A 24,265-nucleotide genomic window follows, 5' to 3' on the forward strand; every position below is an offset into this window, starting at 1 on the left:
AGTCATGTGACGGATGTCCGGGGAAACAATCGCGGGGCAGGATGGGGCGATGAGCATCATCACGCCGGGATTTGGCGGGCTTCGCCGCAAACAGCAGCCGGAACTCCCGCCCGGGCAATATCTCGCGCACGACTTTCCCGTGCTGTCGGCCGGGCCGACGCCGCGGGTGCGTACCGACCGGTGGGAGTTCGTCATCACCACCGAGACGGGCGAGGAGAAGCAGTGGACGTGGGGTGAGTTCACCGCCCTGCCGTACGAGGACGTCACCGTCGACATCCACTGCGTGACCAAGTGGTCGAAGCTGCACACCGGCTGGCGCGGCGTGCCGATCGACACCCTCGTCGAGGACGTCGAGACGGCCGCGGACTACGTCATGGCACACTCCTACGACGGGTACACCACCAACCTGCCGCTGGAGGACCTGCTCGACGGCAAGGCGTGGGTGGCGTACCGGTACGAGGGCGAGGCCCTGGAGGCCGAGCACGGCGGACCGGCGCGCCTGCTGATCCCGCACCTGTACTTCTGGAAGTCCGCGAAGTGGATCCACGGGCTGCGGATGATGCTGGAGGACGAGCCGGGCTTCTGGGAGGAGGCCGGCTACCACAACTACGGAGACCCATGGCGCGAGCAGCGGTACCAGGGCGACTGAGCTGGCGAAAGGCCACCCTGGTCGAAGCCCGGCAGGAGACATCCAGCGCGCGGACGCTCGTCTTCGACGTTCCCGACTGGCCAGGTCACCTGCCTGGTCAGCACGTGGACGTGCGGCTGACGGCCGAGGACGGGTACACGGCGCAGCGCAGCTACTCGATCGCCTCCGCGGACGGCCTGGAGATCACGGTCCAGCGCCTCGATGGCGGCGAGGTTTCGCCCTATCTGACCGACATCTACGACATTTCCCAGCCGATCGAGCTGCGCGGGCCCATCGGCGGGTGGTTCGTCTGGCGGCACACCGATCCGGCGCCGGTACAGCTGATCGCCGGCGGATCCGGGGTGGTCCCCCTGATGGCGATGATCCGCTCGCGCGCGGCGCACGGGGTCAGGACGCCGTTCAAGCTGATCTATTCGGTCCGGACGCCCGAGGACGTGATCTACGCGGACGAACTGCGGCGGCGGGCGCGCGACGACGGCGGGCTCGACGTGCAGTACATCTACACCCGCGTGCGCGGAAGCCGGATCGGCGTCGCGGACGTGAACACGCACGCGTGGCCGAAGGACTTCTCCCCCAGCGTGTACGTCTGCGGGCCCACCGGTTTTGTGGAGACCGTGGCGGACATCATGGTGGCGCTCGGCCATGACGCCAGGGGCATCAGGACCGAGCGCTACGGCTGACGATCGGCGAACGGACGGACGGCCGCCGGGATCACATCATCCCGAGGTAGCGCTCCCGCTCGAACGGGGTCACCACCCGGCGGTACTCCTCCCACTCCGTCCGCTTGTTCTTCAGGAAGAAGTCGAAGACGTGTTCGCCGAGGACCTCGGCGACCAGCTCCGAGCTGGCCATGACGTCGAGGGCCTCGGAGAGGTTCTCCGGCAGCGACTCGTAGCCGGCCGCGCGACGCTCGCCGTCGGTCAGCGCCCACACGTCGTCCTCGGCGCCGGGCGGCAGCTCGTAGCCCTGCTCGATGCCGCGCAGGCCGGCGCCGAGCATGACCGCGTAGGCGAGGTAGGGGTTGCAGGCCGAGTCGAGCGAGCGCACCTCGACGCGCGCCGAGTTTGGCTTGCCGTAGGCCGGGACGCGCACCAGCGCCGAGCGGTTCTTGTGCCCCCAGCAGACGTACGCCGGCGACTCGGTGATCCGGTTGGGCAGCGTCTGCGGGAAGAGCCGCTTGTAGGAGTTCACCCACTGGTTCGTGATCGCGGTGTACTCCCGGGCGTGCACGAGCAGGCCGGCGATGAACGCCTGGCCGACCTTCGAGAGTTTCATCGGGTCGCTGGCGTCGTGGAACGCGTTGCGCTCGCCCTCGAACAGCGACAGGTGCGTGTGCATGCCGCTGCCCGGCTGCTCGGTGAACGGCTTGGGCATGAAGGTCGCGTGCACGCCGTGCGACAGCGCGACCTCCTTGATGACGTGCCGGAACGTCATGATGTTGTCGGCCGTGGTGAGCGCGTCGGCGTAGCGCAGGTCGATCTCCTGCTGGCCGGGCGCGACCTCGTGGTGGCTGTACTCGACCGAGATGCCGATCCGCTCCAGGGCGAGCACCGCCTGGCGGCGGAAGTCGCGGGCGACGGCGTGGGTGGTGTGGTCGAAATAGCCCCCGGTGTCGACCGGCACCGGGATCGAGCCGTCCTCGCCGAGCGACTCGAGCAGGAAGAACTCGATCTCGGGGTGGGTGTAGAAGGTGAAGCCCTTCTCAGCCGCCTTCGACAGCGCCCGGCGCAGCACGTGGCGCGGGTCGGCCCAGGACGGCGAGCCGTCGGGCAGGGTGATGTCGCAGAACATGCGGGCGCTCTCGCCGGACATGCCGCCCTCGAACGGGAACACCTGGAACGTCGTCGGGTCGGGCATGGCCACCATGTCCGACTCGTAGACCCGGGCGAAGCCCTCGATGGCGGAGCCGTCGAACCCGATGCCCTCCTCGAAGGCCGCTTCGAGCTCGGCCGGCGCGACCGACACGCTCTTGAGCGTGCCCAGCACATCGGTGAACCACAGCCGGACGAATCGGATGTCCCGCTCTTCGAGCGTGCGGAGCACGAACTCCTGCTGACGGTCCACGGCGATGCCCCCACGAGCTGCGGTCTGTCTACGGCTGAATGTCTGCGGCTAATTCGGGCAAGTCTCACCCGACGCTATTACACACAAGTTACCGGACCGCGATATCCGGCCCGGCACGGGAGTGAACGTCGCGGAGGCGGCCGTGGACACTGCTGAAATGGCCCGGTTGCGAGTGGCGCTGGCCCAGGCCGACCCGACGGTGGGCGACCTGACCGGCAACTCGGCCCTGGTGCTCGCCTGGACGGCCCGCGCTGCCGGCGAGGGCGCCCACGTGGTGGCGTTCCCGCAGCTGATGCTCACCGGGCACCCCGTCGGGGACCTGGCGCTGCAGGAGCCCTTCCTGGTCGCGTGCCGGCAGGCGGTCGACGATCTGGCCGTGCGCCTGGCCGAGCGCGGCCTGGGCGAGATCGTCGTGCTGGCCGGATGCCTTGATGCCGGAGATGCCGGGGACGCCGGAAACGCCGACGGGCCGGGGCCGCACGCGGCGACGGCGGTGCTGTACCGCGGCGCCCGGGTGCTCGGCCCCGCCAACGGCGACCGGCCCGGCGAGCCGCCGGCCGTGGTGCGCGTCGGCGGCGTCGACATCGCGCTGGCCGTCGGCGAGGACCTGGAGCGCGGCAGCGGCCCGTTCGCGGAAGCGAGGCACGCGGGCGCCGGGCTGGTGGTGCACGGCGACGCCGCGCCGTACGAGCTCGGCCCGGACGACACCCGCCTCGCCCTGCTCGCCCGGCGCGCCACGGAGGCCGGCGCCACGGTCGCGAGCGTGAACCTCGTGGGCGGCCAGGACGAGCTGGTCTTCGCCGGGGATTCCATGGTGGTACGCCCGGACGGCGCCCTGATCGCCCGCGCGCCCCTGTTCGACGAGCGGCTGATGGTGCTCGACCTCGACCTGCCCGCCGCACCGGTGGAGCCCGCCGGCGGTCCGGCGCCCGGGCACGCGACGCTCTCGGACGCGGTGCCCGAGCCGGCGCGGCCCGCCCCGCCGCCGGAGATCGCCGCGCGGGGCGTCGACGAGGCCGAGGTCTGGCAGGCGCTGGTGCTGGGCCTGCGCGACTACGCGCACAAGAACGGCTACCACAGCGTCGCCCTGGGCCTGTCCGGCGGCATCGACTCGGCCGTCGCCGCCGCGATCGCCTGCGACGCGCTCGGCCCGGCCGGCGTGGTCGGCGTGTCGATGCCCGGCGAGTACTCCTCCGTGGCGTCCCGCGACGACGCGCGCGAGCTGGCCCTGCGCACCGGCCTGGACTTCCGGGTGGAGCCGATCCAGCCGATGGTCGACGCCTTCCTGGCCAACCTCGCGCTCGGCGGCACCGCCCTGGAGCTGCTGCCGGCCCGCGTCCGCGGGGTGATCATCGCCACGCTGGCCGACCAGGAGCAGCGCCTGGTGCTGACCGTCGCCGACCGCAGCGCGCTCGCGGTCGGCGACCCGATCCTGCAGGGCGGCCCCGAGGCCGGCTTCGACCCGCTCAAGGACGTGCCGCGCACGCTCGTGCGCCGGCTCGCCCGGTGGCGCAACGAGGAGGCGGAGCGGCGCGACGAGCCCCCGCCGATCCCGCGGCGCGCGATCGCCGGGCCGCCGGCCGGCCACGAGGCGCTCGACGCGATCCTGGCCGGCTACGTCGACGCCGGCCTGGGCCGCGACGACCTCGTGGCCGAGGGGTACGACCCGGGGCTCGTCGATCGCGCGCTGCGGATGGTGGACTCGGCGGAGTACCGCCGCCGCCAGATCCCGCCGGGCACCCGGATCTCGGCGCGGGCGTCCGCGCGCGACCACGGCCTGCCGATCACCAACCGGTTCCGGCACGGCAGGGTCATCCGGCCCAAGACCGCGCCACGCTGAGACGGCGGGTCGGTCACGACGCCGCGGACCCCGCCGTTGGATCGGTGCTGTGAAAAACCGCATCCAACCGGTCGCATCCGGCGCCGCCGGTGCGACCATCGGGGGGGTAAGCCCGGGGACCCCGAACGGGGCCTCGAGGAGTGAAGGAGGACGCTGATGTCCGAGATTCCGTCCCTGTACGGTGGCGCCGTCAATCGCCGGGTGCGCACCAGGGACCTCATCGCCGCCAAGGAGCGCGGCGAGCGGTGGCCGATGCTCACCTCGTACGACCAGTACACCGCCGGCATCTTCGACCAGGCCGGCATTCCCGTCCTGCTGGTGGGCGACTCCGCCGCCAACAACGTCTACGGGTACGAGTCCACGGTGTCCGTCTCCGAGGACGAGCTCCTCCCGCTCGTGCGCGCGGTGGTCCGCTCGACGCAGCGCGCGCTCGTGGTCGGTGACCTGCCGTTCGGCTCATACGAGGAGGGCCCCGCGCAGGCGCTGCGCACCGCGGTCCGCTTCATGAAGGAGGGCGGCTGCCACGCGGTGAAGCTGGAGGGCGGCCGGCGGGTCGCGCCCCAGATCGCCGCACTGACCAGCGCCGGCATCCCGGTCATGGCGCACATCGGCTTCACACCGCAGAGCGAGCACGCGCTGGGCGGGTACCGCGTCCAGGGCCGCGGCGACGCCGCCGAGGACGTCGTGGACGACGCGCACGCGGTCGCCGAGGCGGGCGCGTTCGCGGTGGTGCTGGAGATGGTGCCGGGCGAGGTCGCGAAGCGCATCACGCACGAGCTGCACATCCCCACGATCGGCATCGGCGCGGGTGCGGACACCGACGCGCAGGTGCTGGTCTGGCAGGACATGGCGGGCCTGCGGACGGGGAAGACGCCGCGGTTCGTCAAGCGCTACGCCGACCTGGCCGGCGCCCTCACCGACGCGACGCGGGCGTTCGCCGAGGAGGTCCGCTCGGGCGTCTTCCCGGCGCAGCAACACACCTTCGACTGACCCGCTCGACCGCGCGTATTCCACGAAATAACGGATAAATCCGGACGCGCTGGCGTCCGGATTTATCCGTGTTAGCACTAAACGGACACATCCAGGCTGTTCAGGCCACGGATGACGTACCCGGGCTTGTAGACCGGCTCGCGCTCCAGGCGCAGGCCGGGCGCTTTGGACAGCAACGCCCCGAACGACGCGAGAAGCTCGATGCGGGCCAGCGGGGCGCCGAGGCAGTAGTGGATGCCCGCGCCGAAGGAGATGTGCGGGTTGTCCCGGCGGGTGACGTCGAGGCTCTCCGGGTCGGCGAACGCGGCCGGGTCGTGGTTGGCCGAGCCGAACAGCAGGGCGACCTCGCTGCCCCGCGGGATCGGCACGCCGCGCACCTCGATGTCCTCGAGCACCCACCGCTCGAACATCTGCAGCGGGGTGTCGAAGCGCATCAGCTCCTCCACGGCGGTACCGAGAAGGCCGGGGTCGTCTTTGATCTTCTGCAGCTGGTCCGGGTGCTGCAGCAGCGCGCGCCAGCCGTTGCCGGTGACGTTGACCGTCGCCTCGTGGCCGGCGTTGAGCAGCAGCACGCAGGTGCCGATGAGCTCGTCCTCGCTGAGCCCCTCGACCGCGGCAAGGGCGCTGACGAGGTCGTCGCGCGGGTCGTCCTTGCGACGGCGGGCCAGCGCGCGCAGGTACTCCGAGAACTCCTCCGACGCGCGCACCGCCGCCTCGGCCGTCTCGCGGGAGGGGTTGAGCTCGTACATCCCGCAGATCGCGGCCGACCAGGGCCGCAGGTGGTGCCGGTCGGCCTCGGGGACGCCGAGCAGCTCGGCGATGACGGTCACCGGCAGCGGCTCCGCGACCTGGGCGATCAGGTCGCCGCCGCCCTCGGCCACGAACGCGTCGACGAGCTCCTCGGCGAGCCGCTGCACGACCGGACGCAGCGCCTCCACCCGCCGCGGGGTGAACGCCTGCGACACCAGCCGGCGCAGCCGCGTGTGGTCGGGCGGCTCGCGGTCGAGCATGCCGTTGTTGTTGAGGGTCCAGAACGGCTCCTGGTAGTCCTGCGGCGCCGTGCGGCCCATCTCCTCGTGGGTGCTCACGTGCAGGTAGCTGCGGCCCAGCCGGCGGTCGCGCAGCAGCGCGTTGACGTCCTCGTGACGGGACACGAGATATTGCCGGCTCGGCTCGAACCAGCGCACCGGCGACTCCTCGCGCAGGCGCGCGTAGGCCGCGTACGGCGCCGCGACGAACTCCGCGGACCATGGGTCGAACTCTGGGTCGAACACCGGGTCGCTCACAGGTCGGTCACCCGGATGCCGGCGTGGGCCTTGTACCGCTTGTTGATGGAGATGAGGTTCGCCGTCAGCGCCTCGACCTGCCCGGCGTTGCGCAGCCGCCCGGCGAACACGCCCCGCATGCCCTCGATCCGCGCGGCCAGCGCCTGCACCTGGTCGGTTGCGTCGCGGTCGTCGCCGAGCACGAGCACGTCCAGGTCGACGGCGTCGACCTCGGGGTCGGCCAGCAGCACCGCGCTGACGTGGTGGAACGCGGCGCAGACCCGGGCCTCGGGCAGCAGCGTGGCGGCCTGTTCGGCGGCGCTGCCCTCCTCGACCCGCAGCGGATACGGCCCCTGCTTGTCGAAGCCGAGCGGGTTGACGCAGTCCACGACGATCTTCCCGCCGGTCAGCAGCGGCGCCAGCTCGGAGACGATGCCCGCGTGGCCCTCCCACGGCACCGCGACGATGACGACGTCGGCGCCGGCGGCGAAGGCGTTGTCACCGCCGTCGACGAGGTCCGGCCCGACGCCGGGCATGTCGCGCAGCTCCTGCGCCGCGTGCGCGCCGCGCTCGGTCGAGCGGGATCCGACGAGGACCCGCTGTCCGGCGCGGGCGAAACGGTAGGCGAGGCCGCGCCCCTGGGGACCCGTGCCGCCGATGATGCCGACGGACAGGCCCGAGACGTCGGGTAAGGCGCTCTGGTCGTAGGTCATGCCTCCAGTTGTACCTCCTGGAAGACCACCCTCCGCTTGGCCGGGTCGGCTTCCGTGAGCCGTACCGCTGTGCGCTCCCCCAGCGGCAGCCCGTCGCCCTCGCAGCGGGCCCGCACGGGCGGGTCGTCGATCGCGATGGCCGCGCGGTGGCGGGCCGGGTCGACGTCGAGCACGGCGGCCTCGAAGGTCTCGCCGACGCGGTCCTGCAGCAGTACCGCCTCGACGAGGTCGACCGCGCCCCGCTCGGCGGCGCCGGCGACCCGGTCGGTGCGGCTCATCACCTCGGGCAGCTTCGGCAGCGCCTCCCGGGCCCACGAGGGCACCGCTGCGCCCGCGTGCAGGGCCAGGCACACCTCGGTGACGTATCGGTCGGCAAGGCGCCGCAGCGGGGCCGTCACGTGCGCGTACGGCGCGGCGACGGCGGCGTGCAGGGGCTGCTGGGGCGGCGCGCCGTCGAAGGGCGTGTACCCGGCCCCGCGCATCATCTCGGCCGCCTGGTCGAGGAAGGCCGCGGCCCGCGGCTGGGACGGGTCGAGCGTGGCGATGACCCTCCCGGGCGTGGCGTGGTCCGGCCACGGTATCCCGAGCGCCCGCGCCGCCACCCGCAGCGCCTCGACGGTCGCGGCCGGCGGGGGCGGCATCGTGCGCAGCAGCCCCACCCCGCCGCCGAGCATGATGCGGGCCGCGGCCATCCCGGTCAGCAGCGAGATCTGCGCGTTGTACTCCTCGACCGCGACCGGCGCGTGCAGGGTGAGCCGCCAGCCGTCCCCGTCCGGCTCGACCTCCTGCTCGGGCATCGGCAGGTTTACCGCGCCGCGGTCCAGCCCCAGCGCGACGAGCAGCCGGCCGACCTCCGGCAGCAGGGCCACCGACGGGTGCGGCGTCCCCGCGTCGGCGTCGCGCTGCACGGAGGCGTAGTCGAGCTTCGCCCGGCTGCGCACCCGCGCCCGGGCGACGTCCACGGCGACGGTCGCCCCGGCCTCGTCGAGGTCGATCGTCCACAGCACCGCGGGCCGCACCTGGTCGGGCAGCAGGCTCGCGGCGCCCTCGCTGAGCACCGGCGGGTGCAGCGGCACCTTGCCGTCGGGCAGGTACACGGTCTGGCCGCGCTGCCACGTCGCGCGCTCCAGCGTCCCGCCGGGCGTGACGAACGCGGCGACGTCGGCGATGGCGTAGTGGACCCGGTACCCACCGTCGCGCCGCAGCAGCAACAGCGCCTGGTCGAGGTCCTTCGAGGTGGGCGGGTCGATGGTGACGAACTCGAGCTCGGTGCGGTCGGTCCGGTCGTCGAACGCCCGCGCGGCGGCCTCCCGGGCCTCCCCCTCGGCGTCGGCGGAGAACCCGTCGGGCAGGTCGAGCTCGCGGCGCAGCGGGCTGAAGTCGATGCGCGGGGCGAGAACACGGCGTGCGGTCACCGGTCAGTCATACCAGTCCGGTTCACTCACGGACTCCCGCGAACGGCCGTCATCGCTCACCCGCCCCGCGGAGAAGGCGAACGGCCGGCCCGCCCGGGAGGGCGGACCGGCCGTCGTTGCGAATACCTCCGTTACGGGCGGGCGATGCTCGCCCAGTCCTCCGGCGTCATGCTCGCGGCCTCCTCCGGGTTGTTGCCGTTCTCGCGGCCCGGGATGGCCTCGCTCGCGGCGCCCGACGCGGACTCCGCCGTGGTGTCCTCCACCGCCGCCGGGGCGCCGGCGTCCAGGCCACCCTCGGCGACGACCGCCGGGGGCGTGGCTGGCTCGGCCGGCTCGGCCGGCTCGACCGCCGCGGGGGTGAGCGTCTGCGGGGCCTCGGCCGCCGCGGCGGGCGGCGTGGCCTTGCGGGCCGGCGCCTTCCGTGCGGTGGTCGTCTTGGCCGCCGTCTTCGCCGGCGTCGCCGTCGTCTTCGCCGCCGCCTTGGTCGCCGCCGCCTTGGTCGCCGCCGCCTTGGTCGCCGCCGCCTTGGTCGCCGTGGCCTTGGTCGCCGTGGCCTTGGTCGCCGTGGCCTTGGTGCCCGTCGTCTTCGTCGCCGCGGTCCTGGCCGGAGTGGCCTTCGCCGCCGACTTCGCCGGGGCCGCCTTCGCGGTGGCCTTCGCCGCCGCGGTCTTCGCGGGCGCCGCCGTCTTGGCGGGGGTGGCCTTCGCCGTCGCCGCCTTCGCCGCGGTGGACTTGGCCGCGGCCTTGGTCGCCGCGGCCTTGGTCGCCGTGGCCTTGGCCGCCGTGGCCTTGGTGCCCGTCGTCTTCGTCGCCGCGGTCTTGGCCGGGGCCGCCTTCGCCGCCGACTTCGCGGCGGTCTTGGCGGCCGTGGCCTTGGTGGCGACCGTGGCCTTGGTGGCGGCCTTCGCCGGGGCGGCCTTCGCCGTCGCCTTGGTCGCCGCCGCCTTGGTGGCCTTGGCCGCCGTCGCCTTCGCCGCGGTGGCCCTGGTGGTCGTCTTGGCCGGGGCCGCCTTCGCCGTGGCGGTCTTCTTCGCCGCCGCCTTCGCCGGGGCGGCCTTCGCCGCGGACTTCGCCGCGGTGGCCCTGGTCGCCGTCTTCGCCGGGGCCGCCTTCGCCGCCGACTTCGCGGCGGTCTTGGCGGCCGTGGCCTTGGTGGCGGCCTTCGCCGGGGCGGCCTTCGCCGTCGCCTTGGTCGCCGTCGCCTTGGTCGCCGCCGCCTTGGTGGCCTTGGCCGCCGTCGTCTTCGCCGCGGTGGCCCTGGTGGTCGTCTTGGCCGGGGCCGCCTTCGCGGTGGCGGTCTTCTTCGCCGCCGCCTTCGCCGCCGCCTTCGCCGGGGCGGCCTTCGCCGTCGACTTGGTGGCCGTCGACTTGGTGGCCTTGGCCGCGGTCGCCTTCGCCGCCGTCTTCGCCGCGGTCGCCTTCGCCGCCGTCGCCTTGGTCGCCGCCTTGGCCGGGGCCGCCTTCGCGGTGGCGGTCTTCTTCGCGACCGCCTTGGCCGGGGTGGCCTTCGCGGTCGCGGCCTTCTTCGCCGCCGCGGTGGTCTTCGTGGCGGCGGTGCTCTTCGCGGCCGTGGTCTTCTTGGCCGCCGCGGTGGTCGTCTTCGCCGCGCTCTTGGCCGGCGCGGTCTTCTTCGCCGCCGCCTTGACCGCGGTGCTCTTCGCCGCGGTCTTCTTCGCCGCCGCAGCGGTCGTCTTGGCCGCCGGCGTTGCCGTCTTGGCCGCGGTCTTCTTCGCCGCGGTCGTGGACTTCGCCGCCGGGGTGGCCGTCTTGGCCGCCGTCGTCTTCTTCGCCGCCGGCGTCGCCGCCTTGGCCGCCGCCGTCTTCTTCGCCGCCGGGGTGGCCGCCTTGGCCGCCGCCGTCTTCTTGGCCGCCGGCGTCGCCGTCTTGGCCGCCGTCGTCTTCTTCGCCGCCGGGGTGGCCGTGTCGGCCGCCGGCTTCCGCGACGACGTCGACGCCGAAGACGCCGGGGTCGCCGCCTTGGCCGTCGCCGACTTGCGCGCTGACGTCGACGACGCCGGGGTCACCGCCGCTGTCGCGGTGCGGCGGGGGGAGCTTGCCGCGACCGTCCCACGGGCCCTGGCGGGGGCCGGGTCGGTCGTCGCGGAGGCTTGGGCCGCCGCGGTCGTCGCGGCCGCGCGCGCTGCGGCCGATCTCGTGGTGGCCTTCTTTGCTGCGGCCATCGTGGTCCTCCTGGAGGAGTTATCCCGCGTCCTGCGGGATGTTCGCGGTTGGGTTGTGCGGGTGGACGGGTTCCGGTTGCCGTCGGGCGGGGCGGTTCGCGGTCGCCCCGTGCTCCGGCGTCTTGCTAGTGCTTGCCTTCCCACCGTTCGTCCTCGGCGTCCCACGCCTCGTTGCGTTCGCGGACTTTGGCGAGGGCCTGCTCGGCTTCTGCCGCCGAATCATAGGGGCCGAGGCGATCCCTTCCCGGGCACATGTCGGCCTCGGACTCGACCCGTTGGTGAGATAGGCACCAGTAGTACCGCTCAGCACCGCTGCTGCTCATGACATCACTGTGCACCGCAAATGAAACACGCGCCACCGAAACCGGCAAATAGCTGGTTCAGATTCCACAGTAGACGCAACCGGCCGAGACCGGTCGCAGACACCCACCGCTGCGGATCCGGGGGCTCCGCAGGCACCCAGGGCCGGTCCGGATCCGTTGCGCGGCAAGGCTTTGCCGATCATGGGCCGGCCGGAAAATCCCATGCCAAACCGGGAGTTGCCACGTCGCCGTGTGGTCACCATCACCCGAGGGTGAGCCGAACGGAGGAAGCACATTCGAGTCGTCCGGTCGACCCTCCGGCCATCGTTCGGGGACGAACGAGAATCGTCCACGGTGGACACCATGGGCGTCGGCGAGCCCGCCGCGGGGGGCGTGAAAGAGCCACCGGCGGAGGACCGCGAGCAGTATGCGTACCGCCTCTCCGACGAGTGGAGCCGGGAGCGCGACAACCCTGGGGACCTGCCGGCCGACCGGCCCGTGCCGCTGGCAGCGCTGAAGGCGGCGGCCCTCGTTCCCGCGCGGACTCCGCCTGCGGGACAATCGAAGCGTGAGCCTCCATGCCGATGACCTGCCGGACGTCCTCGCCGTCACGCCGCTGGCCTCGCCGCCCGACGCGTCGCTGCGCCCGCCCGGCTCGAAGAGCATCACCAACCGCGCCCTCATCTGTGCCGCGCTCGCGCCCGGGCGCAGCACGCTGACGGGGATGCTCTTCGCCGACGACACGTATGCGATGGTCGACGCCGTCCGGGCGCTGGGCGCGACCGTCACCCTCGACGAGGCCGCGCGGACGGTGGTCGTCGACGGCATCGACCCGCGCACCTCCACCGGCGACGTGCGCATCGACGCGCGCCAGTCGGGCACCACGTCGCGGTTCGTGCTGCCGGCGGCGGCGCTGCGCCCCGCGCGCGGCGTGGTCGACGGCACCCCGCAGCTGCGCGCCCGGCCGTTCGCCGCGCTCGTGGTCGCGCTGCGCGAACTGGGCGCGACGGTGGAGGACCTGGGCCAGCCCGGATACCTACCGGTCGCCGTCACCGGGCCGCTGACCGGGGGCAAGGTGGCGCTCCCGGGGCACATCTCCAGCCAGTACCTCTCCGGTCTGCTCATGGCCGGTCCGCTCATGGACGAGGGGCTGACGGTCGAACTCACCTCGCCGCTGGTCTCTGTGCCCTACGTCGAAGCGACCACCGCCGTCATGGCCGCGTTCGGCGTCACCGTGGAAGGCCTGACGGTGCACCCGGGCGCGTACCGGGCGACCGACTACGACATCGAGCCCGACGCGAGCGCCGCCTCCTACCTGCTGGCCGCGGCCGCGATCACCGGCGGGCGGGTGACCGTCGAGGGGCTGGGCACCCGCAGCCTGCAGGGCGACGTGCGCTTCGCCGACCTGCTGGAGCAGATGGGCGCGCGGGTCGAGCGGGCCGCCGACAGCATCACGGTCACCGGCACCGGCGAGCTGCACGGCATCGACGTCGACATGGCCGACATCTCCGACACCGCGCAGACCCTCGCCGCGGTGGCCGTGTTCGCCGACTCCCCCACCCGGGTCACCGGCATCGGCTTCATCCGCGGCAAGGAGACCGACCGCATCGGCGCGATCGTGGCGGAGCTGTCCCGCGCCGGCGTCGACGCGGTCGAGGAGTCCGACGGGTTCACCATCAACCCGGCCACGCCCACGCCGACCACGTTCGACACCTACGAGGACCACCGCATGGCGATGAGCCTGGCGCTGCTGGGCCTGCGGGTACCGGGCATCGAGATCCGCGACCCGCGGTGCGTGGCGAAGACCTATCCGGAGTACTTCGAAGACCTGGCCCGGCTGTCGCAGCGGGCATAGCGGCCTCGACCGTCCTCGGCGCCCGGTGGTCCGCCGGCCGCCGAGGACGGTCATCACCCTGTGACGCCTCGGCGGCATGTTCAGACGGGGTCGAATCGCAGCGCCTCCCAGCTGCCGGCGCCGGCACCGGTCGCCTTCATCGTCTGGTAGGCGGCGCCGGTGTAGTCGACGCGGCAGGTGACGTACGTGCCCCGGGAGACGTTGCGCAGGTAGTACAGCCCGTTGGCGGACCACACGTCGAACGTCTCCCACACGTCGACCCACTCGCCGCGCCCGCGCAGCATCCCGCGGTCGGACCCCGTGTAGTTGAACTCGGCGGTCACCAGGTAGCCCGACGGCGCGGTCAGGTACACCGTGTGCCCGCCGTCGTCGGAGCACACGTCGAACTCCTCCCAGCTGCCGACCCGGTCGGCGGCCGTCCGCGCGCGCAGCATGTTGTGCCGGGCCCCGGGGTAGTCCTGCTCCTCGGCGACGTACCGCCCGGCCGCGAAGCTCCAGATGCGGTACCGCCGGCACTTGAACAGCCCCGGCACGCCGGTCGGGTCGAGCGCCAGCACCCCGTCGCGCTGCGGCGCCGGCGTGGCCCCGGTCATGTCGAGGTGGTCGGGCTGGGGCTCCCCTGCGCTCGCGGCGGGCGCCCGCATGACCCCGAGCTCCGAGGCCCGCGCGATGGCGATGGGGGCGACGACAACGGCCGCAACGACAGCGGCGAACAGTACGACGAGACTCCTGCGTGACACAGCGCAAAATGCTCGACGGCCCATCGAAGCCGGTCAAGCACCCAAAGCCGATCTTAAAGTTCCCTTGAGCGCCCGCATTCCGGCACACGCCACCCCGCCCCGTGGTTCGGGGCGAGGTATTTCCCCGGCCCGTCCGATGCCCGCCGGACGATCGGCGGAGAGCGATCCGGGTCCGGCCGCGTCACACTGCCGATCGTGACCAACCACGTCCCTTACGTGCCCGGCCCCGCCTCGCCGGCTCCGTACGCCCCACCGAACGGCTCCAAGCCGCAGCCGGCCCCCGGCCCGGTCGTCGGCGCGACCGTCGACCTGGCCCACGAACTCGCCGCGCTGCGCAAGCTGCAGAGCACCAACCTGGTCCTCGCCGGCCTGACCCTCGTCATGGCCCTGGCCGGCGCGGTGTTCTCCGGCTTCGTCGCCTACGAGCTGTGGCAGTTCCTCGGCGCCCTGCACCGCGCCTTCGGCTGACCCAACCGTCCACCCAGCACGCGGCGTCGGACGAGTCGACCTGTACGCCGGGCATCGTGCCGATACAACGCCGTGACCAGCCGAAACATGAGTTCTAGATCTTATCGGGCCGTCACTGGGCGGTTTCCTCATTTTCGAGGCTGGCGTCGATCGCGGCTCGCATCCGTTCCTGGAGTGCTCGGCATGGAATGGGTGTACTGGCGAAGCATGAACCCGGGGTCCCAGTGGCCCCAGGTACTCCGAGACGGCCTTGATGCTCTCCCCGCGTCGAGCAGCATCGAGGCGCAGCGGTGCCGCAGCGCGTGGGTGCCGTTCTCCCGCGCCCGGGGGATGCCAGCGGCGTCGAGGGAAGGGTTCCAGGTCAGCTCGTCGAAGGTGTTGCGCCGGATCGGATTGCGGCGAGGCGTGCTGAGCAGCAGGCTCACGGTCTCCTGCTTGGAGCCGAACGGGTCCTCCCACGGCAGGGTGGCGTAGATGGGCTTGCACAACTCCCGGTGAGCAATGTCCACCCGCCAGCCGCCACGCTCAACCGCACGCCGCGCGCGGCCTGGTTGGACGCCAGTGGCGCTTTCTCCATCTCAGCTGTGGCACACGGGGATCTTTGTCGGCTGCGCGTTCATGTTTCCGGCTCCGCCTGCGATTCCGCGGCCGGCTCCGCCTGCGGTGCGCGACTACGTGGGAAGAACCTCCCGGTCGCCGAGATCCACGCCAGGTAGGCGCCGTAGATCGCGACCAGCACCCCGACGAGCCACGCCGCGACGTACCCAGGCGCCGGCAAGCGCTCGTCGATGAGAACCGGCTTCAGGGCCAGGACCAGTGCCAGGCCGGGCACCCCACCGAACAGCAACAGGTTGGGGTGCGACAACCGGGGAAACGTGAACGGGTACGGAACCTGCTGCCGGTACCTCTCCCACCCGAGCCCCTCGATCGTGGGCTCCAGTTCGTCACGGATGTACCCGACGATAGTGGCGATCGCCGCGATCTGCGCGACGGATGCAGTGCACAGCAGGCAGCTGCTGAACGGAATGATCAGCAGCCACGGCGCCCACGACACGTGCCAGAACGCGATGACGAACAAGGCGCCGGCCGTCAGCACCTGCAAGACAAAGATCTGCTGCTGAGCGACCGCGCGACGGTCGATCTCCCGTCGCAGCGCAGCGAATTCGGCCAATGGGCCATCGAGGCGGTCCGGCATGCCCAAAGAGTAGGTCAGCCGTCAATGTTGAGCGGCCCCCACGCCGGTCGAGCAGGCGCGGCGTGGTGGTTCGGGTTTGCGGACCTTGTGTCGAGCGATGGGCTTCGTGGTGGTGCGGGCGACCTCGGTGACGAGTTGGTCGCCGTCGAAGATGCGGAACGTGGTGGCGGCGGCCTCGACGGCCAGGGTGGCACCGGCGTGGTGGATACCAATGTGGATCTTCTGCCCGGCGATGACGAGCGCGCCGCGGCTGCTGACGCGGCGGTCGACGCGCTGTGGGTCGGCCGGCGGCGCCGGGGCTGGTCCGGCCGGGCGAGCATCGCGGATGCGGGCCATGTCGGTCGGCGACAGCGGGTTGGGCAGGCTGCGCAACAGCACACCGTGGTCGGTGATCTGCATCAGGGCCTCCAGGCGGACGGTGACGCGCCGCCCGGCGAACTGGCTGCCGACCGGGTGCTGGCGGCCAGCCAGACCGATGCCGCCTCCACCTCCGGCGACGTCTGGGCCGGATGCGCGTGCGGCCGATGCGACCCGTCCGCCAGCCCTTCCAGGCCCAGAGACCGGTACCAGCCCAGCCAGCGGTGCACCGCCTGCCGCGACACCCCGAACCGCTCGGCGACCTCGGTCACCGGAGCCCCGGCCTCCACTTCCAACACGGCGCGATACCGCTGTTCCGTCATGGTCAACTCCACCAGCACTCGGCGGAGTGTCGCACACCAAGTGAAGTCGACCTGTAACGGATCAAGCAGAGTACGACAAGCAGCCCGGATCTATCCGGTGAGAACTTTGAGAACTTTCTGTACGGGTTCAAGGCGGCCCGAAACGCGCCGCTCGCCCGCGCCGCAGCGGGGCTGGCGCGCGCGCCGCGCTGCTCGCCCTTGGCCTTCGGCACGGGCGGCGGCGTTCCAGCCCCCGGCGCGAGCAAACAGCACCAAGCAGCCCGGGCCGCCAGAACGAAGGCGGAACTCCGGGCTGCGAGGTGGGCCGACTTGAGCACGCGGAACACACGACGAGGCCAGGGCGTGACGGCCGAGTGGGCGGAAAAGCTACGCGGCGGCTTACGCTTCGTCTCGCGTGCGGTCTTTATGCCTCCGGCGGGGATCACCGGCTCCAGGATGATCCCGGGCGGCTTGCGGTGATCGGTGGCTGAGGGTGCCCTGTGCCATCCCGCCTGCCACCAACCCGGGCGCAGCCAAGCACACCTTCGCCCGGGGCGCCAAGCGTCCGTACGCGACTGTCAACTCCGACGCCCTGGGCGAAGGCGCGCTTCCACATCGTGGCGGGTCGACGGCAGACGGGATGACACAGGGCTGGTGGGTTGTCACGTACGTGACAACCCACCCGAAGCCGCGGTCCGGCTTCGTCAACGCAGTTGACCCGAGATAGCTAAATGCTCAACAGGTCGGTAAGAGCTGCAGAATGAGCAACCTGCCCCGCCAGCCGGCGAGCCTGGATTAGAAGATTTGCAAGTGCGAGCGCCGGGTCTGCCTCTGGGACATCAATTTGTAGATTTCGGCGGACCCACGGCGCAACTTCGCTCCATCGATAGAATACGGTGCCATCACGTGCCGGATTAGCAGGAGGCGGAAAACCCCCCGGTCCGCGATCCCCGGTGACATACCGACGAACCGACTCTCTGCTCTGACCGATACGGTCCGCTATGTCAGCGAGCGTGAGCAGATCCTCATCCAGAACCCGACTTGCAACCAGGTCTGCGGCTTCGAGGTCTCGGATTGCGGAAGCTACCGCTTCTGCAAGAGTCGGCGCTTCCCTATCAAACTCAACTACCGGAAGCCCTCGATCCACACCGAATGTGGCATCATCAAGCCCCTTGTCGTCAAGCTTACGCAGGTCAGCCTCGGTAGGCCGCTGATTGATCACAATCGTGAAGACATGAGTGGTCATTGGCCTACCTCCTCCCATGTATCAGGTGTCGGCGTCGTGCAGGTGTCGTAGTACGAAGCGTTTAAGCTGCTTCGCGTGAGTGCCCGGATTCCGCGGTGTGGACCATACCTCTCGACTTGATTGACCAGCATCTACCAGAACTGACGTACTAAATAGCAGCTCAGAGGCAATTGACAGGGCCGTGCTCAGGGGACGACGGACGAGTCGACCTGTACGCCGGGTTCTGTCCCCGCCTTGCGGCAGGGGGCGGCCATCCATCTCGGCCTGCCGTTGCCGGCAGGCTCCAGCGGTCTACCCGCAGGCTCGGGCGGGCAGCCCTCGAACGCCTGCGCAGGCCGGGCCCGTGGGCGCCGGCCCTTTTGACCTTGCTCCGGGTGGGGTTTACCTAGCCGCCCCGGTCGCCCGGGGCGCTGGTGGGCTCTTACCCCACCGTTTCACCCTTACCCAGCTGGCCGGTTGCCCGGCCGCTGGGCGGTCTGCTTTCTGTGGCACTGTCCCGCGGGTCGCCCCGGGTTGCCGTTAGCAACCACCCTGCCCTGTGGAGCCCGGACGTTCCTCGGCGGCACCAGTGTGGTGCCGACGCGACCGCCCGGTCGACTCGTCCGTCGCGCTGACTATGGTAATCAGACCATGAACCCCTCAAACATCGCAGTGCTGTCTGTGGCCGGGCTGGCGGCCGGGACCATCAATGCGATCGCGGGGGGCGGCTCGCTGATCACGTTCCCGGCGCTGATCGCCACGGGGCTGCCGCCCGTGGCGGCGAACGTGACCAACACCACGGCGGTCTTCCCCGGGTACGTCGCCGCCGTCCACGGTAGCCGGACCGACCTGGCGGACCTGGCGCGGGACGGATCGCGGCGGCTGCTGCTGAGCCTCGGGCCGACGTCGGTCGTGGCGGCCGGGCTCGGGTGCGCGCTGCTGCTGCTGACGCCGGCCGAGGCGTTCAACCTCGTGGTGCCGTTCCTGGTGCTGGGGGCCGCGGCGGTGCTCGCGTTCCAGGATCGGCTGCGGCGGCTCGTCGGGCATCCCCGCGACCTGTCGCCCCGCCGGCAGCGGCTCGGGCTGCACGGGATGGTGTTCCTCGGCTCGCTGTACGGCGGATATTTCGGCGCCGCCCTCGGCGTGATGCTCGTCGCCGCGCTCGGGCTCGTGCTGGACCAGTCCATGGCCCGGGTCAGCGCGCTGAAGAACGTCATCTCGGCGCTCGGCGGGCTGGTCGGGGTGCTCGCGTTCGCGCTGTTCGGGCCGGTCGACTGGGTCGACGTGGCGATCGTCGCACCCGCCGCGCTCGTCGGCGGGTACGTCGGCGCCCGGCTGGCCCGCCGGCTGCCGAGCGCGATGCTCAAGACGGTGATCGTCGTGTTCGGCTCGGTGGTCGGGCTGGTGCTCCTGTACCGCGCCTTCTTCTAAGTCAGGTGCGCGGTCTCGTTGACCGAGCGCACCGCGACGCCGCCGTCGGGCCAGGAGTCCACGAGCGACAGGCCGGCGGGGTCGAGGTACAGCCGGAAGAGGAACGAGTCGCTCGCGGCGAGCGCGTCGCGCAGCAGCAGCTTGATCGGGGTGACGTGGCTGACGACGGCGATCTCGCGGCCCTCGTACCGCTCCTGCAGCCGCCGCACGGCCCGCCGCACCCGCATGGCGACCTGCTGGAACGACTCGCCGCCGGGCGGCGCGACCGCGGTGGAGGCGAGCCAGCGGTCCTGCTCGGGGCCGTAGCGCTCGCGGACCTCGGCGTAGGTGAGCCCCTCCCAATCGCCGAAGTCGCACTCGATGAGGTCGTCCTCGACGTGGATCGGCACGTCGCCGAAGGCGGCGGCGGTCTCGAGGCAGCGCTTCAGCGGCGAGCTGACCACCGCGGCGATGGACGGGGCGAGCTGCCGCGCGCGGGCGGCGGCGCGGGCCGCCTGCTCGTGGCCGGTGTCGGAGAGGGGGATGTCGCCGCGGCCTGAGTAGCGCTTCTGCGCCGTGTACGGGGTCTCCCCGTGCCGCAGGACCACCATCCGCAGCGGCGAGCCGGTCGAGGGCGGCGACCACGACCGCGGCGGCGCGGCGGCGGCGGGAGGCTCCAGGTCGGCGGCGGTCTTGCCGTCCATCGCGGCGTTGGCCAGCCGGTCGGCGTGCCGGTTCTGCTCGCGGGGGATCCAGGTGTACCGAATCCGGGAAAAGCCCTTGGCCAGCTCCCGGGCCTCCTCGGCGAGCGGGCGCAGGCCGGGGTGCTTGATCTGCCAGCGCCCGGACATCTGCTCGACGACGAGCTTGGAGTCCATGCGCACCTCGGCCTCGTCGGCGCCGAGCTCGCGTGCCGCGCGCAGGCCGGCGATGAGCCCGGAGTACTCGGCGACGTTGTTGGTCGTCACGCCCAGCGCGCCGAGGCGCTCGGCGAGCACCTCGCCGGACTCGTCGCGCACGACGGCGCCGTAGCCGGCCGGGCCGGGGTTTCCGCGCGACCCGCCATCCGCCTCGACGGCCACCCGCATGCGGCTACAGCCCCGACTCGGCGGTGCGCACCAGGATGCGGCGGCACTCCTCGCAGCGCACGACCTCGTCCGTGGCGGCGGCCTTCACCCGGGCCCGGTCGCCGCCGGCGAGCTCGATGCGGCAGCCCTCACAGCGGCCCTGGCGCAGCATGGCCGCGCCGATGCCGCCGCTGCTCTCGCGGATCTTCTCGTAGAGGGTGACGAGGTCGGCGGGCAGGTCCGCGGCGAGCGGGCGGCGGCCGGCCTGGCGGAACTCCTCGTCCTTGGCGATCGCGGCGAGGGCCTCGTCGCGGCGCCGCTCGGCCTCGGCGCGGGTGGCGCGGCGGGCCTCCAGCGCGGTGACGACCTCGTCCAGGGCCGCCTGCGCGGTCTCGCGCTGCTCCATGAGCTCCAGCTCGGCGTCCTCGAGCTCGGACTGGCGCCGGTTGAGCGTGCCGATCTCGTGCTGCAGCGCCTCGAGCTCGCGCGACGGGCCGGTGCCGGCGTCGAGGCGCGCCTGGTCCTTCTCCTTGCGGGCGCGGACCTGCTCGGCGTCGCGCTCGAGCCGGTCGATGTCGCGGTCGAGGTCGTCGACGGCCACCTGGGCGCGGACCCGCTGATCCTCCATCGTGGACAGCTCGCGGGCCAGCTTGCCGAGCTCGGCGTGCTCGGGCAGCGCCTTGCGCTTGTGCGCGAGCTGGGTCAGCGCGATGTCGATCGCCTGCAGGTCGAGCAGGCGGCGCTGGGCTTCCGGGTCAGCCTTCACGAGTCGTTGCCCTCCAAGGAGCCTGTCAACAGTACCCAGGGTGAGGTGTCCACATCGGACACCACGGTCTGCACGCCGGCCTCCGCCCGCAGGAACGCCGCCACGTCGTCCAGCCAGGGCCGCTCGGACGCCCAGTGCGCAACGTCGACGAGAGCCGGCCCGCCATTGGCGAGGTGCTCCTGCGCCGGGTGGTGGCGCAGATCCGCGGTCAAGTATGCGTCAACGCCGGCCCGCACCGCGTCGGCCAGGAACACGTCGCCGGCGCCGCCGGAGACCGCGACCGTCTCCACCGTCGCGGCCGGGTCGCCCGCGGCGCGCACGGCCGCGGCCGTCTTCGGCAGGCTCGCCGCCGCGTGGGCGGCGAAGGCGGCCAGGGTCATCGGCTCGGGGAGTCGCCCGACGCGGCCGTGTCCACGCTCGGGCGAGCGGGGATCGGGGCGCAGCGGCCGCACGTCGCGCAGGCCGAGGGTCGCGGCCAGGGCGTCGGACACGCCCGGGTTGGCAACGTCGCCGTTGGTGTGGGCGGTGTACAGCGCGATCCCGGACCGGATCATGCGGTGCACGATCCGGCCCTTGTACGTCGTGGGCGCCACGCTGGAGACCCCGCGCAGCAGCAGCGGGTGGTGGGTGAACACGAACTGGGCCCCGGCCGCCTCCGCCTCGTCGACGACCGCCGGGTCGCAGTCGACGGCGAGCAGCACCCGGGTGACGGTCGCGTCGGGCTCGCCGAGGACGAAGCCGACACGGTCCCAGTCCTCGGCCCAGTCCGGCGGATACCGCCGCTCCAGCAGCTCCACGAGTTCGGCTACGCGCACGGCGTAACGTTAGTCCACTGCGCCGCCGCCTGCGATCCGCTGGGCCTGCACGGAGGGGTGCCGATCGAGCGTGTCGAGCGGCAGGTGCCACGGGAAGTCGTCGCGGGTCTCGCCGATCCCGGGCTGGTGCAGCTCGACGACGTCCTCGCCGTAGAGGACGGTGACGCCCCAGGAGCGCAGCCGCTCGATCGACTCGCCGAAGGCGGGGTGGGCGGCCATCGCGCGGTTGGTGTACGGCACGGCGACGATCGGCAGGCCCAGGCCGAGCGCCTCCACGATGAGGCCCAGGGCCAGGGTGTCGGCGATGCCGGCCGACCACTTGTTGACGGTGTTGACGGTGGCCGGCGCGACGATCATGGCCTCGGCCGCGGGCAGGACGTCGGGTTCGCCGGGGTACTTGTAGCGGTGCCGTACCGGGTGGCCCGTCTGCTTGACGAGGGCGGGGATGTCGAGCCACTTGAGGGCGTCCGGCGTGGCGATCACGCAGACGTCCCAGCCCCGCTCCTGGGCGAGCGAGACCAGAGTGCCGACGCCCTGGGTGGCCGGGGAGCCACACACGACGGCGTAGAGGACAGGTCCGGACATAGCGGCATTGTGCCCTGTGCTCAAACCCCGACGCTCAGGTGCTCGGCGAGTTCGGCCACCGGGGCGGACGGGGCGCCGTGGGTGCGGCGCAGGACGTCGCTGAGCACCTCGCGGGCCAGGGGCCGGCACCGGATCTCCGAGGGCGCCAGCCGGTCGCCCTCGAGCAGCATCTCGCTGGCCATCTCGATGTCGCCGATCAGCGCCCGCGCCCGGGCCTGGTCCAGGAAGTGGTGCGCCCGGCGCTCCGGCAGCAGGGCCTGAAACCCATCAAGATCCAAATTTTCGTGTACCTCCACGGCCGCCCGCCCCTCGCCGAGCTCCACGGCGGCGGCGGCGCGGTGCAGCTGGACGTTCGTCGGGCCGAAGGACGTCCAGTAGTAGTTGGCGTCGCCCTCCAGGCCGCGGGCCGCCTCCTCGGCCCCGGCGAGCAGGTCACGCACGGTCGCGCTGTCGCCGATGCGGGCCGCGGCCATCGCGCCCTGGAGCAGCAGGTGCCCGTAGACGGATAGGCGCTCGGGCGTGTTGTCGTTGCCGTCGGTGCCGGGGGCGATTCGGTTGGCGATGTTGACGTTGATCTCGAGCGCTGGCCGGGCGCGTCCGAGCGACAGCAGCGCCAGCGCGACGCGCGTGGTGGCGGTGCCGGCCAGCAGCTGGTCGTCGGCGCGCTGGGACACCGCGATCGAGCGATCCGCGGCGAGCCAGGACAGCTCGTGCTCGCCGAGCTTGCGCAGCGCCGACGAGGCGATCTGGTACGTCTGCCCGAGCAGGTGGGCGGCCTCCACGGCCTGCGGGCCGTCGCTGTAGGCGCTGTCGGCGGCCTGCGCCTCGCGCAGCAGGCGGGGCAGGGTGCGGGCCAGCGTGGCGTACTTCGCGTGCTGGTAGCTCATCCAGGCGTGGGTGACGGCCTTGCGCATCTCCGGCAGGGACGGCGGCTCCGGCGGCGCGAAGAAGAACGCGCTGATCTGGTCGTAGCGCTCCAGCGCGGCCCGGATCTCCTCGACCTCGACCTGGTCGACGCCGCTGAAGCTGTCCGGCCGCCGCTCCGGGTCCCGGCCCAGCAGGATCTGCACGTCGAGCTGGAGGACGTCGGCGATCTCGTACACGACAGAGAACTTGTCCAGCCGCCGCACGCCGCGCTCGACCTTGTCGACCCAGCTCTTGGACTTGCCGAGCCGGTCGGCGAAGACCTGCTGCGACATCTTCCGGCGGTTTCGCCAGTACGCCACCCGACGGCCGATGGGCAACTCATCCACGTCGCTCACCTCCGGAGGTCACCCAGCCGGGAAACATCGCACGATTTGTGCGTTTCCTCCCGGTCGCTTGCTCATATGTTCCGATGTGCAAGTTGCAGCCCCCGTCGTGATGGCCAACGACGCACAAAGCGTCCGGTAACGCGGCGTGGTTTCGTGCGCACTTTCGAGTGATATTGCCTGGTAGAAGGCGGTCATGCTCTCGTGGGAACGGTCGCGACTGCGCAAGGCGGCGGCCCGCTACGCCGCACACGGCTGGCCGGTGCGGCTGGGCGCGTTCCCGGTCGGCCGGCACTCGGGCCGCCGGCCGCGCCGCTTCGACTGCGCTACGCCGGGCTGCCCCACCGTCGCGGTGGAGGCGCTCATGCTCGACGCCATCGGGGTGGGGCCGGTGGCCACGGCTGGGCGGCGCGCCACCTGGCGCACCGCCGTGTGATTGCGTCGAGGTCGTCACAACCGGCTCTCTCTTCACGGAAAGATTCACGTGCAGAATTCGTGCCGCTGCCCAACGTAGCGTCCGTGTAGCCCTACGTCGACCCTCGTAATCCGAACGTAGTACTCAAGGAATGCGAGGGTACTTACCCATTGCTGAGTATTGATCTACTCATTGCTCAGTGTTCGACCCGATCGGGTGACACAGTCCGGCCCGCTGGGGTTCTTGACTCGATCCCGCAGGTCAGGCCGGGGGCAGCGATGCCCCGGCGGTCGCTGCGCACGAGCCCGGGCGCCACTCGGAACACCCTCAGCCGTGGCCGGCCCTTCGAGCCCGAACAACGAAAAGGGGGCCGCAGCGCGGCCCCCTTCCGTTTGTG

25 protein-coding genes and 1 other RNA gene are annotated in these 24,265 nt (G+C 72.0%); 8 read left to right on the forward strand and 18 right to left on the reverse strand.

The window, feature by feature from the left end:
* Positions 1-49 precede the first annotated feature (49 nt).
* Both ACGFI8_RS40835 and ACGFI8_RS40840 read left to right on the forward strand, forming a co-directional pair.
* The gene (locus tag ACGFI8_RS40835) at positions 50-649 is read left to right on the forward strand and encodes a sulfite oxidase-like oxidoreductase (RefSeq protein WP_392812948.1); all 600 of its coding nucleotides are present in this window, start codon (positions 50-52) and stop codon (positions 647-649) included.
* Entirely contained in the window at positions 619-1,329 is a 711-nt protein-coding gene (locus tag ACGFI8_RS40840) for a ferredoxin reductase (protein WP_392812949.1), read from the forward strand. The genes ACGFI8_RS40835 and ACGFI8_RS40840 overlap by 31 nt, the downstream gene beginning before the upstream one ends.
* Before the next feature lie 31 nt (positions 1,330-1,360).
* On the opposite strand, the gene glnA is transcribed toward ACGFI8_RS40840, so the two are convergent.
* Entirely contained in the window at positions 1,361-2,713 is a 1,353-nt protein-coding gene (glnA, locus tag ACGFI8_RS40845; RefSeq protein WP_392812950.1) for a type I glutamate--ammonia ligase, read from the reverse strand.
* Positions 2,714-2,870: 157 nt separating this feature from the next.
* Here glnA and ACGFI8_RS40850 point away from each other — a divergent pair, with 157 nt between their 5' ends.
* On the forward strand, positions 2,871-4,553 hold the full coding sequence (locus ACGFI8_RS40850) for a nitrilase-related carbon-nitrogen hydrolase (RefSeq protein ID WP_392813015.1): 1,683 nt from the start codon (positions 2,871-2,873) through the stop codon (positions 4,551-4,553).
* 156 nt (positions 4,554-4,709) lie between these two features.
* The gene (gene panB / locus ACGFI8_RS40855) at positions 4,710-5,543 is read left to right on the forward strand and encodes a 3-methyl-2-oxobutanoate hydroxymethyltransferase (RefSeq protein WP_392812952.1); all 834 of its coding nucleotides are present in this window, start codon (positions 4,710-4,712) and stop codon (positions 5,541-5,543) included.
* Positions 5,544-5,620: 77 nt separating this feature from the next.
* Here panB and ACGFI8_RS40860 read toward each other — a convergent pair whose 3' ends face one another.
* From ACGFI8_RS40860 to ACGFI8_RS40880, 5 genes are all read right to left on the reverse strand, one after another.
* Complete coding sequence (locus ACGFI8_RS40860; RefSeq protein ID WP_392812954.1) at positions 5,621-6,829, reverse strand: cytochrome P450; 1,209 nt, start codon at positions 6,827-6,829, stop codon at positions 5,621-5,623.
* Positions 6,826-7,521 carry an NADPH-dependent F420 reductase gene (gene npdG / locus ACGFI8_RS40865; protein ID WP_392812955.1) on the reverse strand — a complete coding sequence of 232 codons (696 nt, stop codon included), beginning with the start codon at positions 7,519-7,521 and terminating at the stop codon, positions 6,826-6,828. Before npdG ends, ACGFI8_RS40860 begins: the two co-directional genes overlap by 4 nt.
* On the reverse strand, positions 7,518-8,936 hold the full coding sequence (locus ACGFI8_RS40870; protein ID WP_392812956.1) for an RNB domain-containing ribonuclease: 1,419 nt from the start codon (positions 8,934-8,936) through the stop codon (positions 7,518-7,520). The genes npdG and ACGFI8_RS40870 overlap by 4 nt, the downstream gene beginning before the upstream one ends.
* 131 nt (positions 8,937-9,067) lie before the next feature.
* Positions 9,068-11,116, reverse strand: coding sequence for a hypothetical protein (locus tag ACGFI8_RS40875; RefSeq protein ID WP_392812957.1), 2,049 nt, complete (start codon positions 11,114-11,116; stop codon positions 9,068-9,070).
* 125 nt (positions 11,117-11,241) lie between these two features.
* Entirely contained in the window at positions 11,242-11,439 is a 198-nt protein-coding gene (locus ACGFI8_RS40880; protein WP_392812959.1) for a hypothetical protein, read from the reverse strand.
* A gap of 547 nt (positions 11,440-11,986) precedes the next feature.
* Here ACGFI8_RS40880 and aroA point away from each other — a divergent pair.
* Entirely contained in the window at positions 11,987-13,273 is a 1,287-nt protein-coding gene (gene aroA / locus ACGFI8_RS40885) for a 3-phosphoshikimate 1-carboxyvinyltransferase (RefSeq protein ID WP_392812960.1), read from the forward strand.
* A gap of 80 nt (positions 13,274-13,353) precedes the next feature.
* Here the strand turns inward: aroA and ACGFI8_RS40890 are convergent, their stop codons facing one another.
* A complete protein-coding gene (locus tag ACGFI8_RS40890; protein WP_392812961.1) occupies positions 13,354-14,013 on the reverse strand; it encodes a hypothetical protein in 660 nt (219 codons plus the stop codon).
* Between the two features lie 195 nt (positions 14,014-14,208).
* Between ACGFI8_RS40890 and ACGFI8_RS40895 the strand changes: the two genes are divergently transcribed.
* The gene (locus ACGFI8_RS40895) at positions 14,209-14,481 is read left to right on the forward strand and encodes a hypothetical protein (protein WP_392812962.1); all 273 of its coding nucleotides are present in this window, start codon (positions 14,209-14,211) and stop codon (positions 14,479-14,481) included.
* A gap of 128 nt (positions 14,482-14,609) precedes the next feature.
* Here the strand turns inward: ACGFI8_RS40895 and ACGFI8_RS40900 are convergent, their stop codons facing one another.
* From ACGFI8_RS40900 to rnpB, 6 genes are all read right to left on the reverse strand, one after another.
* Positions 14,610-14,990 (reverse strand): hypothetical protein, encoded by a 381-nt coding sequence (locus ACGFI8_RS40900; protein ID WP_392812964.1) that lies wholly within the window; start codon positions 14,988-14,990, stop codon positions 14,610-14,612.
* Positions 14,991-15,097: 107 nt separating this feature from the next.
* Positions 15,098-15,676, reverse strand: coding sequence for a hypothetical protein (locus ACGFI8_RS40905; RefSeq protein WP_392812966.1), 579 nt, complete (start codon positions 15,674-15,676; stop codon positions 15,098-15,100).
* A gap of 21 nt (positions 15,677-15,697) precedes the next feature.
* Positions 15,698-16,075, reverse strand: coding sequence for a hypothetical protein (locus tag ACGFI8_RS40910; protein WP_392812967.1), 378 nt, complete (start codon positions 16,073-16,075; stop codon positions 15,698-15,700).
* Complete coding sequence (locus tag ACGFI8_RS40915; protein ID WP_392812969.1) at positions 16,075-16,374, reverse strand: helix-turn-helix domain-containing protein; 300 nt, start codon at positions 16,372-16,374, stop codon at positions 16,075-16,077. The genes ACGFI8_RS40910 and ACGFI8_RS40915 overlap by 1 nt, the downstream gene beginning before the upstream one ends.
* A gap of 688 nt (positions 16,375-17,062) precedes the next feature.
* On the reverse strand, positions 17,063-17,581 hold the full coding sequence (locus ACGFI8_RS40920) for a hypothetical protein (RefSeq protein ID WP_392812971.1): 519 nt from the start codon (positions 17,579-17,581) through the stop codon (positions 17,063-17,065).
* Between the two features lie 196 nt (positions 17,582-17,777).
* Positions 17,778-18,182, reverse strand: an RNA gene (gene rnpB / locus ACGFI8_RS40925) — RNase P RNA component class A.
* 29 nt (positions 18,183-18,211) lie between these two features.
* Between rnpB and ACGFI8_RS40930 the strand changes: the two genes are divergently transcribed.
* Entirely contained in the window at positions 18,212-18,991 is a 780-nt protein-coding gene (locus ACGFI8_RS40930) for a sulfite exporter TauE/SafE family protein (RefSeq protein WP_392812972.1), read from the forward strand.
* Here the strand turns inward: ACGFI8_RS40930 and ACGFI8_RS40935 are convergent.
* The 5 genes from ACGFI8_RS40935 to ACGFI8_RS40955 are packed head-to-tail and all read right to left on the reverse strand — an operon-like array spanning position 18,988 to position 23,456.
* Positions 18,988-20,058, reverse strand: coding sequence for a bifunctional RNase H/acid phosphatase (locus ACGFI8_RS40935; protein ID WP_392812973.1), 1,071 nt, complete (start codon positions 20,056-20,058; stop codon positions 18,988-18,990). The genes ACGFI8_RS40930 and ACGFI8_RS40935 overlap by 4 nt on opposite strands.
* 4 nt (positions 20,059-20,062) lie before the next feature.
* Positions 20,063-20,803 (reverse strand): zinc ribbon domain-containing protein, encoded by a 741-nt coding sequence (locus ACGFI8_RS40940; RefSeq protein WP_392812975.1) that lies wholly within the window; start codon positions 20,801-20,803, stop codon positions 20,063-20,065.
* Positions 20,800-21,618: a Nif3-like dinuclear metal center hexameric protein gene (locus ACGFI8_RS40945; protein WP_392812977.1), complete on the reverse strand. Its 819-nt coding sequence runs from the start codon at positions 21,616-21,618 to the stop codon at positions 20,800-20,802. The genes ACGFI8_RS40940 and ACGFI8_RS40945 overlap by 4 nt, the downstream gene beginning before the upstream one ends.
* Positions 21,619-21,627: 9 nt before the next feature.
* On the reverse strand, positions 21,628-22,203 hold the full coding sequence (locus ACGFI8_RS40950; RefSeq protein WP_392812979.1) for a flavoprotein: 576 nt from the start codon (positions 22,201-22,203) through the stop codon (positions 21,628-21,630).
* Between the two features lie 20 nt (positions 22,204-22,223).
* The gene (locus ACGFI8_RS40955; RefSeq protein WP_392812981.1) at positions 22,224-23,456 is read right to left on the reverse strand and encodes a helix-turn-helix domain-containing protein; all 1,233 of its coding nucleotides are present in this window, start codon (positions 23,454-23,456) and stop codon (positions 22,224-22,226) included.
* 193 nt (positions 23,457-23,649) lie between these two features.
* Between ACGFI8_RS40955 and ACGFI8_RS40960 the strand changes: the two genes are divergently transcribed.
* Positions 23,650-23,889 carry a hypothetical protein gene (locus tag ACGFI8_RS40960; RefSeq protein WP_392812983.1) on the forward strand — a complete coding sequence of 80 codons (240 nt, stop codon included), beginning with the start codon at positions 23,650-23,652 and terminating at the stop codon, positions 23,887-23,889.
* Positions 23,890-24,265 lie beyond the last annotated feature (376 nt).

It is taken from the genome of Dactylosporangium sp. NPDC048998 (assembly GCF_043197855.1).
In the GTDB taxonomy this organism is placed as follows: domain Bacteria; phylum Actinomycetota; class Actinomycetes; order Mycobacteriales; family Micromonosporaceae; genus Dactylosporangium.

Coding starts and splice junctions, on each gene's coding strand:
- ACGFI8_RS40835 (WP_392812948.1), top strand. CDS start 50: ATGAGCATCATCACGCCGGGATTTGGCGGGCTTCGCCGCAAACAGCAG.
- ACGFI8_RS40840 (WP_392812949.1), top strand. CDS start 619: ATGGCGCGAGCAGCGGTACCAGGGCGACTGAGCTGGCGAAAGGCCACC.
- ACGFI8_RS40850 (WP_392813015.1), top strand. CDS start 2,871: ATGGCCCGGTTGCGAGTGGCGCTGGCCCAGGCCGACCCGACGGTGGGC.
- panB (WP_392812952.1), top strand. CDS start 4,710: ATGTCCGAGATTCCGTCCCTGTACGGTGGCGCCGTCAATCGCCGGGTG.
- npdG (WP_392812955.1), bottom strand. CDS start 7,521: ATGACCTACGACCAGAGCGCCTTACCCGACGTCTCGGGCCTGTCCGTC.
- ACGFI8_RS40875 (WP_392812957.1), bottom strand. CDS start 11,116: ATGGCCGCAGCAAAGAAGGCCACCACGAGATCGGCCGCAGCGCGCGCG.
- ACGFI8_RS40880 (WP_392812959.1), bottom strand. CDS start 11,439: ATGAGCAGCAGCGGTGCTGAGCGGTACTACTGGTGCCTATCTCACCAA.
- ACGFI8_RS40905 (WP_392812966.1), bottom strand. CDS start 15,676: ATGCCGGACCGCCTCGATGGCCCATTGGCCGAATTCGCTGCGCTGCGA.
- ACGFI8_RS40910 (WP_392812967.1), bottom strand. CDS start 16,075: ATGCAGATCACCGACCACGGTGTGCTGTTGCGCAGCCTGCCCAACCCG.
- ACGFI8_RS40920 (WP_392812971.1), bottom strand. CDS start 17,581: ATGACCACTCATGTCTTCACGATTGTGATCAATCAGCGGCCTACCGAG.
- ACGFI8_RS40930 (WP_392812972.1), top strand. CDS start 18,212: ATGAACCCCTCAAACATCGCAGTGCTGTCTGTGGCCGGGCTGGCGGCC.
- ACGFI8_RS40935 (WP_392812973.1), bottom strand. CDS start 20,058: ATGCGGGTGGCCGTCGAGGCGGATGGCGGGTCGCGCGGAAACCCCGGC.
- ACGFI8_RS40950 (WP_392812979.1), bottom strand. CDS start 22,203: ATGTCCGGACCTGTCCTCTACGCCGTCGTGTGTGGCTCCCCGGCCACC.
- ACGFI8_RS40960 (WP_392812983.1), top strand. CDS start 23,650: ATGCTCTCGTGGGAACGGTCGCGACTGCGCAAGGCGGCGGCCCGCTAC.